General features: G+C 39.2%; 18 protein-coding genes and 1 pseudogene. 12 read left to right on the forward strand and 7 right to left on the reverse strand.

All coding sequences use genetic code 11. The annotated features are described in order from the left end of the window. Positions 1-122 precede the first annotated feature (122 nt). The 4 genes and pseudogenes from LCX93_RS12670 to LCX93_RS01010 form a co-directional block, all read left to right on the forward strand. Positions 123-842 (forward strand): annotated as a pseudogene (locus LCX93_RS12670) (nitrate- and nitrite sensing domain-containing protein); the annotation flags it as partial. Positions 843-1,103: 261 nt separating this feature from the next. Beyond that, positions 1,104-1,967: a methyl-accepting chemotaxis protein gene (locus LCX93_RS12675; RefSeq protein ID WP_502988721.1), complete on the forward strand. Its 864-nt coding sequence runs from the start codon at positions 1,104-1,106 to the stop codon at positions 1,965-1,967. Positions 1,968-1,975: 8 nt separating this feature from the next. Further along, positions 1,976-3,214: a PP2C family protein-serine/threonine phosphatase gene (locus tag LCX93_RS01005; RefSeq protein WP_226067313.1), complete on the forward strand. Its 1,239-nt coding sequence runs from the start codon at positions 1,976-1,978 to the stop codon at positions 3,212-3,214. Between the two features lie 64 nt (positions 3,215-3,278). Further along, positions 3,279-4,583, forward strand: coding sequence for a malic enzyme-like NAD(P)-binding protein (locus tag LCX93_RS01010; RefSeq protein WP_226067322.1), 1,305 nt, complete (start codon positions 3,279-3,281; stop codon positions 4,581-4,583). A gap of 98 nt (positions 4,584-4,681) precedes the next feature. On the opposite strand, the gene LCX93_RS01015 is transcribed toward LCX93_RS01010, so the two are convergent. Next, entirely contained in the window at positions 4,682-5,323 is a 642-nt protein-coding gene (locus tag LCX93_RS01015; RefSeq protein ID WP_226067324.1) for an MqnA/MqnD/SBP family protein, read from the reverse strand. 65 nt (positions 5,324-5,388) lie between these two features. Here LCX93_RS01015 and LCX93_RS01020 point away from each other — a divergent pair, with 65 nt between their 5' ends. From LCX93_RS01020 to LCX93_RS01035, 4 genes are read left to right on the forward strand one after another with little or no spacing between them, the layout of a single operon-like run. Further along, a complete protein-coding gene (locus LCX93_RS01020) occupies positions 5,389-5,610 on the forward strand; it encodes a MoaD/ThiS family protein (protein ID WP_193151865.1) in 222 nt (73 codons plus the stop codon). Positions 5,611-5,613: 3 nt separating this feature from the next. Further along, positions 5,614-6,060, forward strand: coding sequence for a molybdopterin synthase catalytic subunit (locus LCX93_RS01025; RefSeq protein ID WP_226067326.1), 447 nt, complete (start codon positions 5,614-5,616; stop codon positions 6,058-6,060). Then, entirely contained in the window at positions 6,057-7,283 is a 1,227-nt protein-coding gene (locus tag LCX93_RS01030; protein WP_226067328.1) for a molybdopterin molybdotransferase MoeA, read from the forward strand. The genes LCX93_RS01025 and LCX93_RS01030 overlap by 4 nt, the downstream gene beginning before the upstream one ends. Next, on the forward strand, positions 7,283-7,828 hold the full coding sequence (locus tag LCX93_RS01035; protein ID WP_226067330.1) for a hypothetical protein: 546 nt from the start codon (positions 7,283-7,285) through the stop codon (positions 7,826-7,828). Before LCX93_RS01030 ends, LCX93_RS01035 begins: the two co-directional genes overlap by 1 nt. An 88-nt stretch (positions 7,829-7,916) precedes the next feature. Here LCX93_RS01035 and LCX93_RS01040 read toward each other — a convergent pair whose 3' ends face one another. From LCX93_RS01040 to LCX93_RS01065, 6 genes are all read right to left on the reverse strand, one after another. Then, complete coding sequence (locus LCX93_RS01040; protein ID WP_193150989.1) at positions 7,917-8,339, reverse strand: hypothetical protein; 423 nt, start codon at positions 8,337-8,339, stop codon at positions 7,917-7,919. Positions 8,340-8,350: 11 nt separating this feature from the next. Next, the gene (locus LCX93_RS01045; RefSeq protein ID WP_226067332.1) at positions 8,351-9,097 is read right to left on the reverse strand and encodes a Rieske 2Fe-2S domain-containing protein; all 747 of its coding nucleotides are present in this window, start codon (positions 9,095-9,097) and stop codon (positions 8,351-8,353) included. A gap of 13 nt (positions 9,098-9,110) precedes the next feature. Next, a complete protein-coding gene (locus LCX93_RS01050; RefSeq protein WP_226067334.1) occupies positions 9,111-10,481 on the reverse strand; it encodes an FAD-dependent oxidoreductase in 1,371 nt (456 codons plus the stop codon). A gap of 292 nt (positions 10,482-10,773) precedes the next feature. Further along, a complete protein-coding gene (rnhB, locus tag LCX93_RS01055) occupies positions 10,774-11,328 on the reverse strand; it encodes a ribonuclease HII (protein WP_226067336.1) in 555 nt (184 codons plus the stop codon). Further along, entirely contained in the window at positions 11,328-11,807 is a 480-nt protein-coding gene (locus LCX93_RS01060; protein ID WP_226067338.1) for a DUF2628 domain-containing protein, read from the reverse strand. Before LCX93_RS01060 ends, rnhB begins: the two co-directional genes overlap by 1 nt. 228 nt (positions 11,808-12,035) lie before the next feature. Continuing rightward, on the reverse strand, positions 12,036-13,100 hold the full coding sequence (locus tag LCX93_RS01065; protein ID WP_226067340.1) for an ATP-binding protein: 1,065 nt from the start codon (positions 13,098-13,100) through the stop codon (positions 12,036-12,038). A gap of 177 nt (positions 13,101-13,277) precedes the next feature. Here LCX93_RS01065 and rpsJ point away from each other — a divergent pair, with 177 nt between their 5' ends. The 4 genes from rpsJ to LCX93_RS01085 are packed head-to-tail and all read left to right on the forward strand — an operon-like array spanning position 13,278 to position 15,068. After that, positions 13,278-13,589 carry a 30S ribosomal protein S10 gene (gene rpsJ, locus LCX93_RS01070; RefSeq protein WP_013326019.1) on the forward strand — a complete coding sequence of 104 codons (312 nt, stop codon included), beginning with the start codon at positions 13,278-13,280 and terminating at the stop codon, positions 13,587-13,589. A gap of 8 nt (positions 13,590-13,597) precedes the next feature. Further along, entirely contained in the window at positions 13,598-14,173 is a 576-nt protein-coding gene (gene rplC, locus LCX93_RS01075) for a 50S ribosomal protein L3 (RefSeq protein WP_151901244.1), read from the forward strand. After that, positions 14,173-14,787: a 50S ribosomal protein L4 gene (gene rplD / locus LCX93_RS01080; RefSeq protein ID WP_188109991.1), complete on the forward strand. Its 615-nt coding sequence runs from the start codon at positions 14,173-14,175 to the stop codon at positions 14,785-14,787. Before rplC ends, rplD begins: the two co-directional genes overlap by 1 nt. Next, positions 14,787-15,068, forward strand: a complete 282-nt coding sequence (locus tag LCX93_RS01085) for a 50S ribosomal protein L23 (protein ID WP_151901246.1) — start codon at positions 14,787-14,789, stop codon at positions 15,066-15,068. Before rplD ends, LCX93_RS01085 begins: the two co-directional genes overlap by 1 nt.

Below are 15,068 nucleotides of genomic sequence, written 5' to 3' on the forward strand. Positions count from 1 at the left end.
AAAGCAAACTCAATCTCATTACTGCCATTGTTGTCTCTTTTGCTTTGGTAATTATAGGACTGACGGTCAACACATCGCTGAAAGAAGATGCTATTGTGCAACAGTCAAAGGTGCTGAATGTAATGTCTCAAAAATTAAGTCTGCTCATCCATGAGACGCAAAAAGAGAGAGGGGCAAGTGCCGGTTATTTGGGTTCCAAAGGAAAGAAATTTGCAGATATTCTTCCTAAACAAAGAGAACTGACAGATAAAAGAAATCAGGAATTGAAGGCCTATCTCAAGACACTGGATTTAAATGATTTTCCAAAAGAACTTCAGGACCAGATTCATGGACTGCAAGAATATATGAATAAAATCAGTCAAATCAGAAATCTTGTTGACAGTTTTAGCATCAGTGTTGCAAAAGAAGTTGCATATTATACAAAGATGAACAGGAAGATCTTAAATATTGTCGGCTTGAGTGCAAAACTGGCATCGACTCCTGAATTGGTCAAAGCCCTGGATGCCTACACAAACTTTTTAAAATCAAAAGAGAGAGCGGGGATAGAGCGTGCGGTACTGAGTGCCACATTTTCTGCAGACAGATTTGCTCCGGGAATGTATGCCAAGTTTATTACACTTGTGGCGCAGCAGGACGCTTACATAGATGCATTCTTAACGATGGCAACAGACAGGGCAAAGCAACTTTACCGAAGCACAATGAATTCTCCTGCCGTAGATGAAGTAAACAAAATGAGAGAAATTGCTCAGACAAAAGCAAATGAAGGTAATTTTGGGGTAGACAGTGTTGTCTGGTTTCAAACCATTACAAAAAAGATAAATCTTTTAAAACATGTAGATGATAAACTTGCCAAAAACAATGATGCAATTTTGGCAAAAATAGAGTCAGACTATAAAACACGCACAGTTGTTACACTTGCAAGTTATATCTTATTTGCAATTATTATTTTTATCATCATTATGACAATCAGCAGAGGCGTGAACAAAAGCGTACAGAGTTCTTTGGAAAAAATAAAATGTGTTTCGAGTGATCTTGACCTTACATGTAACATTGTTGTAGAAGGCAATGATGAAATTTCCCAAATTTCCAAAGCGTTACATGTAATGATCAGTGCTTTTAAAGAGACAGTTCTGAGTGTTACCGATGTCTCAAAAAGAAACCAAAATGAATCTGAGAGATTACGTGATGTCGTGATTACTTTAAAAGAAAACAGTGAAGTGGAAGACGGAAAAATCACTGTGGTCAATGAACTGGCGGTAGATATCGGCAGTAAACTCGATACGGTAGAAGAGTCTACTGTAACAGTGACGGAAGATTTGCAGACAACATCTGACTTTTTGGAAGAGTTTATAAGCAAACTGAGTTCAGTGGTAGAGTCCATAGAAGATGGCAGTTCCCAGCAGCAGGAACTTGTTCAAAAAGTCAGTGAACTGACAGAACAGGCAAAAAATATAAAAGATGTTTTGGAGATTATCTCAGATATCGCAGATCAGACAAATCTGCTTGCATTAAATGCAGCCATAGAAGCGGCTCGTGCGGGTGAACATGGCCGTGGTTTTGCCGTAGTTGCCGATGAAGTGAGAAAACTTGCCGAGCGTACACAGAAGTCTTTAAGCGAAATCAGTGCAAATGTAAATCTCATTACCCAAAATGTAGTTGAAATCGCCGAAGAGACACAGCATACCTCACAAAGTATGGATCAGATCGCAGAATCCGCACAGGAATTAATTGTAGCATCCAATGATACAAAAGAGAATCTGATGCAGACAAAAGAGAGCTCCACCGATGTCATGCACCAAAGCATATACATAGCAACAAAAACAAAAGAGCTGGTGAGTACGATGGATGAGATTGTTGTTGTTTCTACAAAAAACAATGAGCTGCGTACAACGATAGAAGCTGTCGTTTCAACGCTTTCTCAGGATGCTGCTGCTTTAAAAAATGAACTCAGTAAATTTAAAATATAGTCCGAACAATGCAGGAAAAGAGTAGAGAAAAATCATTACAGGAGGAGAAAGATGCCTATGCCGCCTATCAGGAAGAGCTGGCATTTCAAAAAGAGCTCAATATCCTGAGAAATGATTTTTATTACAAGATGATTGATTCTAAAGAGATTTCACTGGTAGATTTTTTTTATCAGCCTCTTGATACACTGAGCGGGGATGCCTATTCTGCCCGAAGAATCAATGCAGACAAAACTTTTTATTTTCTTGTTGACGGGATGGGAAAAGGATTGAGTGCTTCACTCAGTGCTATGGCTGTGACAGTCTTTGTCAATCATTTGATAGACAAAATGATAGAGTATGAGAATTTCAGTCTTGATATCCTGATTCAAGAGTCTATGGACTTTATGAAGCCTATCTTGCTTGATGAGGAGGCTCTGTCTGTAGACTATATTTTATTTGACAATTACTCTTTTGAATTGGAATATGCAAAATTTGCAATGCCTCCTTTTTTACTTGAAGACAATGCAAACAATGTGATAAAAATAAAATCGAACAATCCGCCGATGAGCAAGTGGAGCGAAACATACAAGATAGACAACTGCTCTGTAAAAAATATACATAAATTTCTTTTTTACAGTGACGGCATCGTAGAAAACAGCACTGTGGAAGGCGTGGCATATAACAGTTTTATTGAAAATGATTTCATAGACTCTTTCACAAGAGAAGAGATGAAAAAACATGTGTTGGAAAAAATTGCCACACAGGAAGATGATTTTACTTTTATATTTATCAACAGGCTGGAATTAACTGAAACAACACTGATCAGTGCCAAGGTTTTTGAAACAAGTCTTGACGCTGTCGAAGAAGCAAACAGCTGGTATGATGGTATTTGTCAAAATCATTGCAGCGGGCTTGCTTTTAATGAACTTTTTATGAATGCATACGAGCATGGAAATCTGGGCATTGACTCTGAAATAAAACATCAGTTGCTTGAGCAGGACAAATATTTTGAGACACTGGTTTCGCTTGAAAAAGAGTGTACAAAAAAAATAATCGTAAAAATCTACAATATCAAAACTGCATCTGCCCAATACAGAGTGACACAAATCATAGATGAGGGAGAGGGATTTGACACAAACCAGCTGGCGACAATATTTAGAAATTCAAAAAAATTCAATGGCCGCGGAGTTTTTGTCTCTCGTAAAAACTCTATGGGCATATACTATAACTCAAAAGGCAACAGTGTCCTTTTTCTGACAAAGATCTAAAAGTCTCTGCAAAGTGTGGAATAATTTCACAACGGGCACAATATAAACAACAAGGATAACAATCATGGCAGAAAAACCATCATTTCAACAGGCATCACTGGATTACCACAAAGCCAAAAGCGAGTTTGACACAAACGGAAAGACAGGAACACTGCTGACAAAACCATGCACAACACAAGAAGAGTTGGCAATGGCCTACAGTCCCGGTGTTGCCTACCCCTGTCTGGAGATACAAAAAGATGCAAATCTTGCCTATGAATATACCAACAAAGGAAACCTGGTTGCGGTAATAAGTGACGGGACAGCTGTTTTGGGTCTTGGTGACATAGGTCATTTGGCGGGAAAACCGGTTATGGAGGGCAAAGGTGTTTTGTTTAAATCTTTTGCAAATGTAGATGCGGTAGATATTGAGCTCAATACAAAAGATCCGGATGAAATTATAAAAATTATTGCAGCCATGGCAGACAGTTTTGGCGGTATCAATCTTGAAGATATCTCGGCACCAAGGTGTTTTGAAATAGAAGAACGCCTCAAAGAGATTTGCAATGTTCCTGTTTTCCATGATGACCAGCACGGAACAGCCGTGATTACAACAGCCGGACTGATGAATGTCATTGAAATGAGCGGCAAAAAAACAGAGAATTTAAAAGTTGTCATTATCGGTGCGGGGGCTGCAGGTATCGCCTGTGCAAAGATGTATAAAAAACTGGGGATCAAAAACATTACAATGCTGGACTCCAAAGGGGTTATTCACAGTGGCAGAAGTGATCTGAACAAATACAAAAAACTGTTTGCCCTTGAGACAACAGACAGAACGCTGGGAGATGCGATGAAAAATGCAGATATGGTGCTGGGACTCTCCCGCCCTGACCTTATCACACCTCAAATGGTAAAATCCATGTCCCGGACAAATCCGATTATTTTCGCCTGTGCCAATCCAAATCCAGAAATTACACCGGCAGAGGCAAAAGCCGCCCGTCCGGATGTTATTATAGGCACCGGCAGAAGTGATTACCCCAATCAGGTAAACAATGTGCTCGGTTTTCCGCAGATTTTTCGTGGTGCATTGGATGTAAGAGCAACAAAAATTACTGAAAATATGAAACTTGCAGCATCACATGCTTTGGCCGCTCTGGCAAAGGAGGCTGTTCCCGAACAGGTAAAACAGGCGCATCACAGACAAAACATGGAGTTCGGACATGAATACATTATTCCCTCGCCTTTTGACAGACGGGTTTTGGTCTATGTCGCTTCAGCAGTTGCCAAAGCAGCGATACAAGACGGTGTTGCCCGAGTGAAAGATTTTGACACTGAGGCATATAAGATAAAACTGCAAAGATTAGCAGATCATCTGGACGGAAAAGTTTAAGCGTCTTCTTTGGAACCTGTTTTTCGGAACCCGTATTTTATTGCCTGCTATTACACCATTTTGTAAATTAATCGGAATCGGTACTTTAGTGCCGACTGTTACACTGTTTTGTAAAACTTCTTAAGACCTTTTTTTGCCTTGTAGTCAAGTTTATAAGAGATAAGCTGCAGATACTCAAGTATCTCCTTCGGTGCAATATATGTCTTTTTGGCCGCTTTTTGCAGGAGATACTGCGGGATTTTCACCTCTCTTTTGAGGAACGCTTTTTCTATTTTTTTGTACTGCTTTTTATCTTTGTGATAACATAAAAGCGCAAAAACAAAAGGCAGATGATATTTTTCATTCCACAGTTGCGCCAAATCAATATAGTCATTATAAGCAAGCGCATAACGCAGTGCCTTGTCTCCTATGAGCACTTCACCCTTTACATGTAAAAGTTCTGCCAAAAGATTCGATGAGGCAGATTCTGCATCTTTTTTATCTGTATCTGAGGGGATGACTATAACACTTTTTACCTCTTTTTTTGCAATGATACCCAGGTTTACATGTAAAGAGTTTTTTGCTTTGACACTTGAGATAAATGCGGCATCCACACGCCTGTTCACAAAGGCATCGTTTATTTTCGCCGGAACATTTTTTTTGTATTCCATAAGAAGTTTTTGCTGGGTACTTCGTGTAAAACGCTTCATAAAAACATGAAAAGGCAAGAGGTTGAGATATTCTATTTTTCCAAAAATCATGTGTAATTATACAGCACTTAACTTATCTTAGATATAATTGTATGAATAAAAATGAGGATGTTGTTTTGGTAAGAGTAGAATTTTTAGGACCGATACAAAAAGAGGCACTGGAACTGGAGATAAAAAATCTCAATGAACTGGCAGCAATTTTACAAAAAGACGAAGAGGTAAAAGAGTGGCTTGACAACTGTGCTGTAGCCGTCAACGACAATCTGGTGACCTCTTTGGAGTGTGAACTTAAAAACGGAGATAAAATCTCTTTGCTGCCACCTGTGTGCGGAGGGTGATTCTTGTTGAACTTATATGACGGGGCACTTGATGTTCCTGCTATCTTAAAAGAGTGGTATGAAACAGAAGCAACAAGCAACTATGGTGCATATATTCCTTTTGTGGGAACGGTGCGCAGTGAAGACGGCATTGAAGGGCTGAGTTTCGATATATATGAACCGATTTTGACATCATGGTTTGAAAAATGGCAGAAAAAAGCAGCAGAAAAAGGTGCTGTGGTCAAAATGGCTCACTCCCGTGGAGATGTGCTCTTGCATGAGTCGTCATACATTGCAGCGGTTTTTTCACCAAAAAGACGGGTGGCCCTGGAGCTTATAGATGAATTTGTAGAAGATTTCAAAGCATCAGCACCGATATGGAAATATGATTTGAAAAACGGACAGAGAGTGTACGCAAAAGAGCGTTCAACAGCTATAAAAGGCAGCGGAATTTTAGGAGCAAAAGCATGAGTATAACAGGAAGTGATTTTATCTCTTTTGAGACAAGCCAAAATATGCTGGAACTTTTACAGGTAAACAACCACCGGTATGAAAGAGTTCCTTTGAGTGATGCGCTTGGGCGTGTTTTGGCAGAGGATATCGTGGCTGAATTTAATGACCCTCAGTTTCCTACTGCTTCCATGGACGGGTATGCGGTGCGTTATGAGGATTTGGACAAAGGCACGCTTGCTGTTCTTGGTGACAATCCTGCAGGACATGATGAGATCCGTGTATTGTCTGCGGGTGAATCCATTAAAACTTTTACGGGTTCCATGATGCCGCAGGGGAGCGATACCCTTATACAGATAGAAAATGTCAGTTATAACGACGGCACAATAGTGATCAATGAAATGGTTGAAAAAGGAAATGCCGTGCGTCCTGTCGGCGAAGGATATGCAGCAGGCGATGTTCTCATTCAAAAAGGTACAAAAATAGGTTTTGCCGAAATCGGTGTAATGGCAGGGCTTAATCAGGTGATGGTAAAAGTGGCACTGCGTCCCCGTGTGGCAGTCATCGCAACCGGAAGTGAGATTCTTGATCTGGGTGAAAACTCGGATAATCCCGCCCAAATAAGAAGCTCAAACAACTATACGCTTGCCGCGCTTTTTGAGTCAGCCGGTGCAGAGGTTATACAGCTTGGAACGGCACCCGATGACAAAGATGCCATTATGAAAACATTTGAGAATGCTTTGGAATCTGCGGATATTTTGGTCAGTACCGGAGGCGTCAGTGTCGGAGATTATGATTTTGTAAAAGACATTATTCCGCGCCTTGGTGCTGAAGTTGTCTACAAAGGTGTCGGTATCAAACCCGGGCGTCACATTATGGTTGCACAGCGCGGGCATAAATTTATTTTGGCATTGCCGGGATTTGCCTACTCTTCAACGGTGACGGCTGTTTTATATGCTCTGCCTCTGATTGCAAAAATGCTTGGCAAAAAAGCTCCCTATAAAACGGTTGCGGCAAAACTGCAAGAAGATTTTACAAAACGAAGCAAATTTACAGAGTTTACCGCATGTAATGTTGTGATAGAAGACGGTGAATATTTTGTTAATTTTAAAGGCAAAAAAGTAGGCAGTTCTGCTATTTTGACAAATATGCTTGACGAGAGCGCACTGATGATTACAGGTGAAGAGGACAGATTTTTAGAAGCCGGAACATCTGTAAATGTTATTTTATTGGATACTTTTTAATGAAAGCGCTGAGTATTGACAACCAGACACTGGCAGTACAAGAGATTGATATTACCATGGCGGCAAATACCGTATATACCTTTTTCAGTTCAATTTTAATTGATGAGCTGGCAGCTCTCAAAGAGCATGTCATCTATGCAGATGCAAATGCTTTGAGTGAAAAGAAAAAGCCCTATTTTATCGGAGAACAGCTTGTTTTGGGGGATACCCTGATTCTTGGAAGAGATGGTTTTGACGATGTAGATGTGAAAATCGTCAAAGAGGAGTTGCTGGCTCTCATTCATCCGGATGTCAATGCCTTTTACAAAGAGGTACTGGAGTTGCTTGCCGATACAGATATAAATCTCTACAAAACATTTACGGTAGAAAAAAACGGCGAAAAAATTGCGCTCAATACCGAATGGGTACTCTATACATTTAATATCGCAGATGAGAGAACAAAAGAATATTTTATAAATGAGTTGCAAAAAGCAGTCACAGCAAAAAGCAAAGTAGCAGAGTATATGCAAAAAATGGCACAACTCGCTATGAATGTCGCAGCATAACCCACACTGTTTCCGGAATCCGTACTTTAGTGCGGACTCTGCGTCTTTATAGCCTGTAATCCGGATTCCGAGTAGGCATTAGGTTCTTTTACTTCAATTTCCAGGCATTGGCTCTTATTCTGGAGTGACATGAGGTGCACTGCCTGATAATCTGTGAATAATCTTCTATGGCATCATCTATGTTTTCGTTACTCAGTGATACAATCATATCATCTGCATACATTGTTATCATTTTTGCCCTTTTTTGGGCAAATTTGTCTGCATACGCTTCATTTGCAGGAAGGTAACTTCTTGCATCTGTTGTTGTCAGTGAACCAATTGCATTTTTTAATTTATTGACGCCGTCTATCATGCCTTCCTTGTTGTAATAAAATCCTGCCGTTTGAATCTGATTGACTGCTTTTAGCATCTTGCGCATATCTGAAGCAAGTTCGGACTGCTTGAGCGTGTCGCCTGCCTGAAGAGACGAAGAGAAGATGAAAATTGCTATCATGATGAGTAGTGACTTCACTTTGCTATCCTTTAGTATCTTATAATATCTTTTGTAAACTCTGCAAGAGTTACAGTCGGAGCTTTGTCTTTTACAAGTTTTTTTGCTTTTCTTTTTCCGCCATACTGTTCTTTGAGCTCTGGTTTGAATGCTCTGAAAAACTCATGAAATTTATCTGCTCCCAAAACACCGACAGCCCATAAAGTATCATCATCATGATGCTCCAGTACGATCGAAGCCAAAGGCTGCGGTGCCGGACCGCCAAGAACTTTCGCTCCTTTTTTGGGATCATACACCGATAAATGAGAGCCACAAACGATTACCTCTCCTTTGTCATGGCAAGGCATACTTTTGGTGCATCCCATCGTTTTGCCCCCTGTTTTGAGGTACGATATAAATGTGTCGCTTTTGTTGATATGTGTAAGCTGGTGCGGGCAGATGGACGAAAAAGCAACAATGTTTCTTTCTTTGCCAACGCCGCCTTTCCAAATATATTGGACACCGTCTTCACTTGTCAGTTTCACATTTTTCTCTGTAGGATGAGGCAGTGCAATCAACATACAGCTGGTTCCCGCATACGGATAGTTAAAAACATAATTAACCTCTTTGTCCAGTTGTGATGCCAGCAAAGGCTTGCCCTCGGCATCCGTCAGTTGTACTTTCTTGTAGGATGTATAGAGTGTACCATCCTCCGCATAGAGTCTGCCCTCTATCAACGAAGGTGCTACAGCGACAACGCCAACACCTCCGACTACTTTTAAAAAGTCTCTTCTTTGCATGCAAAACTCCATATTACGCGTTAAACATATCTCTAAACATACCTTTTGCCCATTCATTCAGAGCTTTTCCGTTGTTCAATCCTGTCTTTCCGCGCCACTGTTGAGAAAGATCAACATTGGTAAATCCTTTTAGTTTTTTGCCCTCAAACTCATATTCTGCTCTGACAGAAATCGCATGTATCGGTCCGGCGGAAACAGCAGAGTAGCAGACTGTCAGTGGTGATTTCCACGGAATGTCTTTTTTCCCGTTGACTCTCTGTGCTATAAGTTTTCCGATATAATGCCCTTCCGAATTTGAGGTATTACCTGATTTTGAGTAAGCCATCGGACGGGCATCACCGGAAACAAAAATATCTTTTTCGCCGATAACCTCATAAGTAAACGGATCGATATTGCCTACTTTTTTGTTAAACACATTGTCTTTTGCAACGCCACACACTTCCAGAAGTTTTCCGCCTCTGACATGCGGATAAAAGGCGGCATCTTCAAATGAATACTCTTCGTCAAATTCGCCTGCAACAACAACTTTCTTATCTAAATCTATACTCATAATCTTAGAGTTTGGATGATACTCAATGTAATCTTTGTACATTTCGTCAAAAGAAGACTGGAATCCCTCCTTTTTAATCGTAATATCCGGATTTTCATCAAGCAGTATTACCTTGCCCTCTATTTCATTTTTCTTAAAATAATCGGCAATCAGACATGCTCTTTCATAAGGTGCAGGCAGACATCTGTAGTTTCCTCCCGGAACTGTCAGTATAAAATTACCGCCTTCAAAATCTTCCAGTTTTGCTTTGAGTGTCATATGCTCGCTTCCCGGAATAAATGCTGCAGGATACTCACTGCGAAGTCTCTGTTCTGTGACTGTATCAACATTCCATGCACTGTAATCGTAGTCTATCCCCGGAGCCAGTACAAGATAGTCATATTTTATGTCTCCGTTGCTTGTTTTGATGATTTTGTTTGCTTTGTCTATACCGATTGCCGTAGCATTAAAGTATGTATATTTATTTTCACGGGCTGCTTGCAGATAATCATGTGTCAAGAACTCCAAATCCACTTCACCGACAAGATACAGGTTGCTTATAGGACAGGATATAAACTCTGTTCTTTGTTCCACTAAAACAACATCTGCATTCGGTGCGAATTTTTTCGTGTATTTTGCAACAGACAAACCGCTCCATCCGCCGCCTACAACAACAACTCTTTTCCCGGTTGCCGGAGGAAGAGGAGCCGGTGTTCCCATACCTACACTGCTGTTTGTTTTGTTTTCTTTTTTTGAGGGTTTTGCTTCACCATAAGCACATCCGGTCAAAGTTGTAGCAGCTGCAGCTACGCTGATAGCACCAAGTCTCAGGGCATCTCTACGATTCATATTCATTTCATTCTCCTGTAAGATTAGATTTAGGAAAATAGTATTACTGCTTCTCTTAAGTAATCTTAAAATATAAAATTAATTTATAATATTAAAGCATAAATCTTTTAATAATTATAAATATTAGTTATTATTGTATGATTTCTTGACGTAGTGAGAAAATAAAAGTTTCATGTAGCAGGGCTTTTTAAACAAATTAGGTTTATTTAAAATAATATTATCACAAAAATGTAATATAACTAAAATATTTTAATGATGTGTATAAAAGTAACACATATAAAATATTAAAAGTTTATTTTTAATCGAAGAGTGTAGATTCCAGCGCTTTGATTTTATAACTTCTGCGATGAATATCACAGTATCCATACTTTTTTATCATGGCTACATGTAATTTCGTTCCATAACCTTTGTGCTTTTCAAACTGATACTGGGGATATTTCTTGGCCTGTTCTAAAATATCTCTGTCGTGTGTGACTTTTGCAAGGATGGATGCGGCACTTACTTCGGGGACTTTACCGTCAGCCTTTATCATAGTTGTCAGGTTTTGTACTCCATAGCTTTGGTTGCCGTCAAACAGATACTCATCCGCTTCCAGATTTTTCATAATTTCAAGAAGCCCTTTTTTTAAACATGCGGATATCCCGTTGTTGTCTATTTCCTGTGCAGAAAATTTGACGATATGGTAACTTGCATTTTTGATTATCAAGGTATAAAGAGCTTCACGCTTTTTGGCTGTCAGCTTTTTGGAATCATGTAATCCGTCAATGGTATTATGCAAAATACATCCGGACATGACCAAATCTCCCGCAAGAGGTCCGCGTCCGGCCTCATCTATACCGCACAGTATCTGCATCAGTTCATACTTGCCACGGCGAGCATTGTGGAAACCATATATAAAAAGAGGAGTGTGACGAAAAGTACATATACCCAGACAACCCATTGGTTGTAGCCACCGACCTCTCTCATCGTTTCAATACGTTTTTGCGGATCTGAAATAGCATTTTCTATCTCGGCTTTTTTCTGTTTATACCCTTTGTATATAAAGTAGGTGGAAAAACCGCCTGCAAGTATGGCAACCAGAAGTCCGCCAAACGGTACGGCGCTAGCTAGGAGAGAGAGTATAAACAGAACCAGTGCGGGCAGATACTGTTTTCTGTAGAGTAAAAAGGCCCATCCGCCAAAAAAAGCCCACCAGCTCCAAACCCATTTCATTGTGTCAATACCGTTTATATTGAATTTTGAAAATGCCTGCTGATACCAGAGTGTTTTTTCCGGTTTGTTGACAAAAGCTTCAATCATCGCTTTTTCATATTCGTCCTGAGTTGGCTGCATAAACTTCCCTTTAATTTGCTTAACGTATTATAATTAAATAAATCAATAATGTATAGGTTTGACGGGAGGATTTTTTTTAGTGCCGGCTGTTGCAACACTTTGTCATTCTCAGCCCGCACTGAAGTACGGGTACCAAAAACGATATCTCTCCGGAATCGATACTTTTTATGCTAAAGCATGACTTAGAAAAAAACTAAATTTTTTTCTGCAGTGCCGACTTTGTCCTTTTTAATCTCCGAGTGCCCAAATGTCAAATGGGATCATATCCACACTTGAGAGCGGATGCGCGATATTTCCTTCTTTGTTCATTGTTATAACAGTGATTTTTCTGATTCCGTAGCTGAATATAAAGGCTTCAATACTTTCGAGTTTTTTAAACAAACGTCTTTCATCCACAAAAGGCTTGCAAAGAATAATTTCATCATTTGCAGGGAGATAAAAATCGATGCCTTCTTCATAATAACACTCTCTAAAAGATTTCAAAAGCTCAAGATAGACCATGTTTTCAAAAAGTTTGGCAAAGTTTTTTTCAATACTTAAGGCACTTTTTAAAGAAGTGTCACACAGATAGACTTTTTTAGTAGCACGTGCATGATTATATTTTGGCAAAAGGTGAATATAGTTTTTTTCTACCAGAAGTGCAAAAGATTTGTAAAGTTTGTCTTTGGAAATTTTACGACTGTTTTTGAGTCTTTCATATAATGTATAGGCAGAGAGCTTTTGGGACATAAATTTTGCACATAAGGTAAGAATATCAAATTCAATGTCGCTAAGAGCAAACTGCAGAATATTTTGCAGATAAACAATCCGCTCATCGGGTGCTATTGTGTGCATAGAAGCAAAGCCTCCGAGTTGAAAAAAGTGGTTGAGCGCACTTGAATCATATTTGTGCTCATACGCCAAAAACTCTTCATAATCAAGCGGGTACAGCGTCAAAGGCTCCAAAAAATCAAAATTACAGGGAATTTCACTTGTAATAATCAACTGCGAAACATTCACAAATTTGATGCTTGGATTGTAGTTATCCAAAACAAGCGTGTCAATTTTGTTGATATTGCAAAAAGAGGGGAGTGCAGCATTGAGTTTTTCGCTCTCTATGCGCACATCATTGCAGTTGATGTAAAGATAGGAACTCTTTTTTAAAGACAAAAGATAGTTTTTGACCAAACGGGTTTTTCCGCTTTTGGTGATACCGCTGATCTGGTATGATCTCTCATCTATAAAAACTTTTCTTTGGATGTAACGCTCTACATGTAAGTCGGTTTTGTAAAATTCTTCGAGTAATATTTCCATAAATTTTCCAATTTTTAAACTCTCCAATTGTATCATTTCCTTATTAAAAGGAAATAAATTATAAAGAAAAACGATTTTTACTCCCTAAATCCTTGAATATTCAGAGCTCTTTGAGTATAATTCCGTTCCCTTAAAATAGTTGGGCTAGGATCCAACGAGTTCTTTAGAAGGAAAAACATGGAAAAAATTCGTTTAAAATTGAAAGCTTACGATCATCGTGTATTAGATAGATCAGTAGCGTCAATCGTAGAGGCTGTAAAGCGTACAGGTGCCGTAATTCGTGGTCCAATACCTTTACCAACAAAAATTCGTAAATATACAGTATTGAAATCAGTTCACGTTAACAAAAAAGCGCGTGAGCAGTTTGAAATTCGTATGCACGCAAGAATGATCGACATCGTTTCTGCAACACCGGAAACAGTGGATTCATTAATGAAACTAGATCTTGCACCGGAAGTGGACGTTGAAGTTCGCTCTATGGACAAATAGGAGTAATCGTGGAATATATTGTTGAAAAAATCGGTATGAGCCGTACTATCACAGTTCCGTCTAAGCCAGTTACTCTTTTAAGAGTGTTAGATGCGAAAGTATGTGAAGTGAATGAAGGTACTGCTATAGTTGCGTATAACAGTGGTAAAAAAATGAATAAAGCAATAGAAGGTCAACAGAAGAAATACAATCTTCCGACTGAATTTAACCGTTTTGTTACATTAGAAGTAACAAATACCGAAGCTGGTGATTTGGATTTAGCTCCGCTTGCAGAAGCAAGTGTACTTAAAACTACTTTCAACACAAAAGGTCGTGGTTTTTCAGGTGCAATGAAGCGTTGGAATTTCGGTGGTGGTCCTGCATCTCACGGTCACAGATTTGGTCGTAGAACAGGTTCTATCGGTAATGCTGAATGGCCAGGTCGTGTAATGAAGGGTAAAAAAATGCCTGGACAATACGGAAACACACAAAACAGTGTAAAAAATGAAATCGTTTCTTTCGATGCTGAAAACAAAATCATTGCGGTTTTAGGTTCAGTTTCAGGTGCTAACGGTTCTTTAGGTCGTGTAAAGGTAGCTAAATAATGAGCGCAATCGTTTTAAATGAAAAAATGGAAAAAGCATCTGAGTTAGCATTGCCAGAGTCTTTCTCTGGAATTAACCCTCATAACCTTTACCTTTATGTAAAGTCTGCTCAGGCTGCACAACGTGCAAATACAGCGACGACTAAAGGTAGAAGTGAAGTACGCGGTGGTGGTAAAAAACCATGGGCTCAAAAAGGTGGCGGTCGTGCCCGTGCGGGTTCTCGTCGTTCTCCTATATTCGTAGGCGGTGGTAAAGCTTTTGGTTCTCAAAACAACCGTAACTACGATTTAAAAGTAAATAAAAAGCAGAAAAAACTTGCTTTAAATTTTGCTTTAAATGAGCATGCACAAAATGGTACTCTTTTTATCGTTGACAGCATCTCTGTTGAGTCTGGTAAAACTAAAGATGCGGCAGCAATGTTCAAAGCTTTAGGTCAAAGAGATACACTTTTTGTTAAATCTTTATTAGATGAAAAAACATATTTGGCATTTGAAAATCTACACCAGACATATGTTATTGAATCTAATGAGTTAAACGCATACTTAGCTGCCAACTATCGCTCAATCGTGATAGAAAAAGCTGTATGGGAAACTTTGACAAGTGAGGCTAAGTAATGGCTGATATTACAGATATTAAATCTATTTTATATACAGAAAAGACTTTGGGTTTACAAGAAGATGGTGTTATTGTTGTTCAAACATCACCACGTATGACTAAAACAGGTCTTAAAGAGGTGTTCAGAGAGTATTTCGGAATCATTCCGACAAAAATCAACTCTCTGAATCAAAGCGGAAAAGTAAAACGTTTCCGTGGTGTACAGGGGAAACAGAATGACTTTAAAAAGTTTTATGTTACCTTACCTGAAGGTGCACAAATAGAAAGTTTGGCGGTATAA

Source organism: Sulfurimonas sp. SWIR-19, assembly GCF_020410885.1.
GTDB lineage: Bacteria > Campylobacterota > Campylobacteria > Campylobacterales > Sulfurimonadaceae > Sulfurimonas > Sulfurimonas sediminis.

Excerpts from the sequence above, each read along its gene's own strand:
- LCX93_RS12675 (WP_502988721.1), top strand. The coding sequence starts at position 1,104 with ATGATCAGTGCTTTTAAAGAGACAGTTCTGAGTGTTACCGATGTCTCA.
- LCX93_RS01005 (WP_226067313.1), top strand. The coding sequence starts at position 1,976 with ATGCAGGAAAAGAGTAGAGAAAAATCATTACAGGAGGAGAAAGATGCC.
- LCX93_RS01010 (WP_226067322.1), top strand. The coding sequence starts at position 3,279 with ATGGCAGAAAAACCATCATTTCAACAGGCATCACTGGATTACCACAAA.
- LCX93_RS01015 (WP_226067324.1), bottom strand. The coding sequence starts at position 5,323 with ATGATTTTTGGAAAAATAGAATATCTCAACCTCTTGCCTTTTCATGTT.
- LCX93_RS01030 (WP_226067328.1), top strand. The coding sequence starts at position 6,057 with ATGAGTATAACAGGAAGTGATTTTATCTCTTTTGAGACAAGCCAAAAT.
- LCX93_RS01035 (WP_226067330.1), top strand. The coding sequence starts at position 7,283 with ATGAAAGCGCTGAGTATTGACAACCAGACACTGGCAGTACAAGAGATT.
- LCX93_RS01045 (WP_226067332.1), bottom strand. The coding sequence starts at position 9,097 with ATGCAAAGAAGAGACTTTTTAAAAGTAGTCGGAGGTGTTGGCGTTGTC.
- LCX93_RS01050 (WP_226067334.1), bottom strand. The coding sequence starts at position 10,481 with ATGAATATGAATCGTAGAGATGCCCTGAGACTTGGTGCTATCAGCGTA.
- rnhB (WP_226067336.1), bottom strand. The coding sequence starts at position 11,328 with ATGCAGATACTGTGCGGTATAGATGAGGCCGGACGCGGACCTCTTGCG.
- LCX93_RS01060 (WP_226067338.1), bottom strand. The coding sequence starts at position 11,807 with ATGCAGCCAACTCAGGACGAATATGAAAAAGCGATGATTGAAGCTTTT.
- LCX93_RS01065 (WP_226067340.1), bottom strand. The coding sequence starts at position 13,100 with ATGGAAATATTACTCGAAGAATTTTACAAAACCGACTTACATGTAGAG.
- rpsJ (WP_013326019.1), top strand. The coding sequence starts at position 13,278 with ATGGAAAAAATTCGTTTAAAATTGAAAGCTTACGATCATCGTGTATTA.
- rplD (WP_188109991.1), top strand. The coding sequence starts at position 14,173 with ATGAGCGCAATCGTTTTAAATGAAAAAATGGAAAAAGCATCTGAGTTA.
- LCX93_RS01085 (WP_151901246.1), top strand. The coding sequence starts at position 14,787 with ATGGCTGATATTACAGATATTAAATCTATTTTATATACAGAAAAGACT.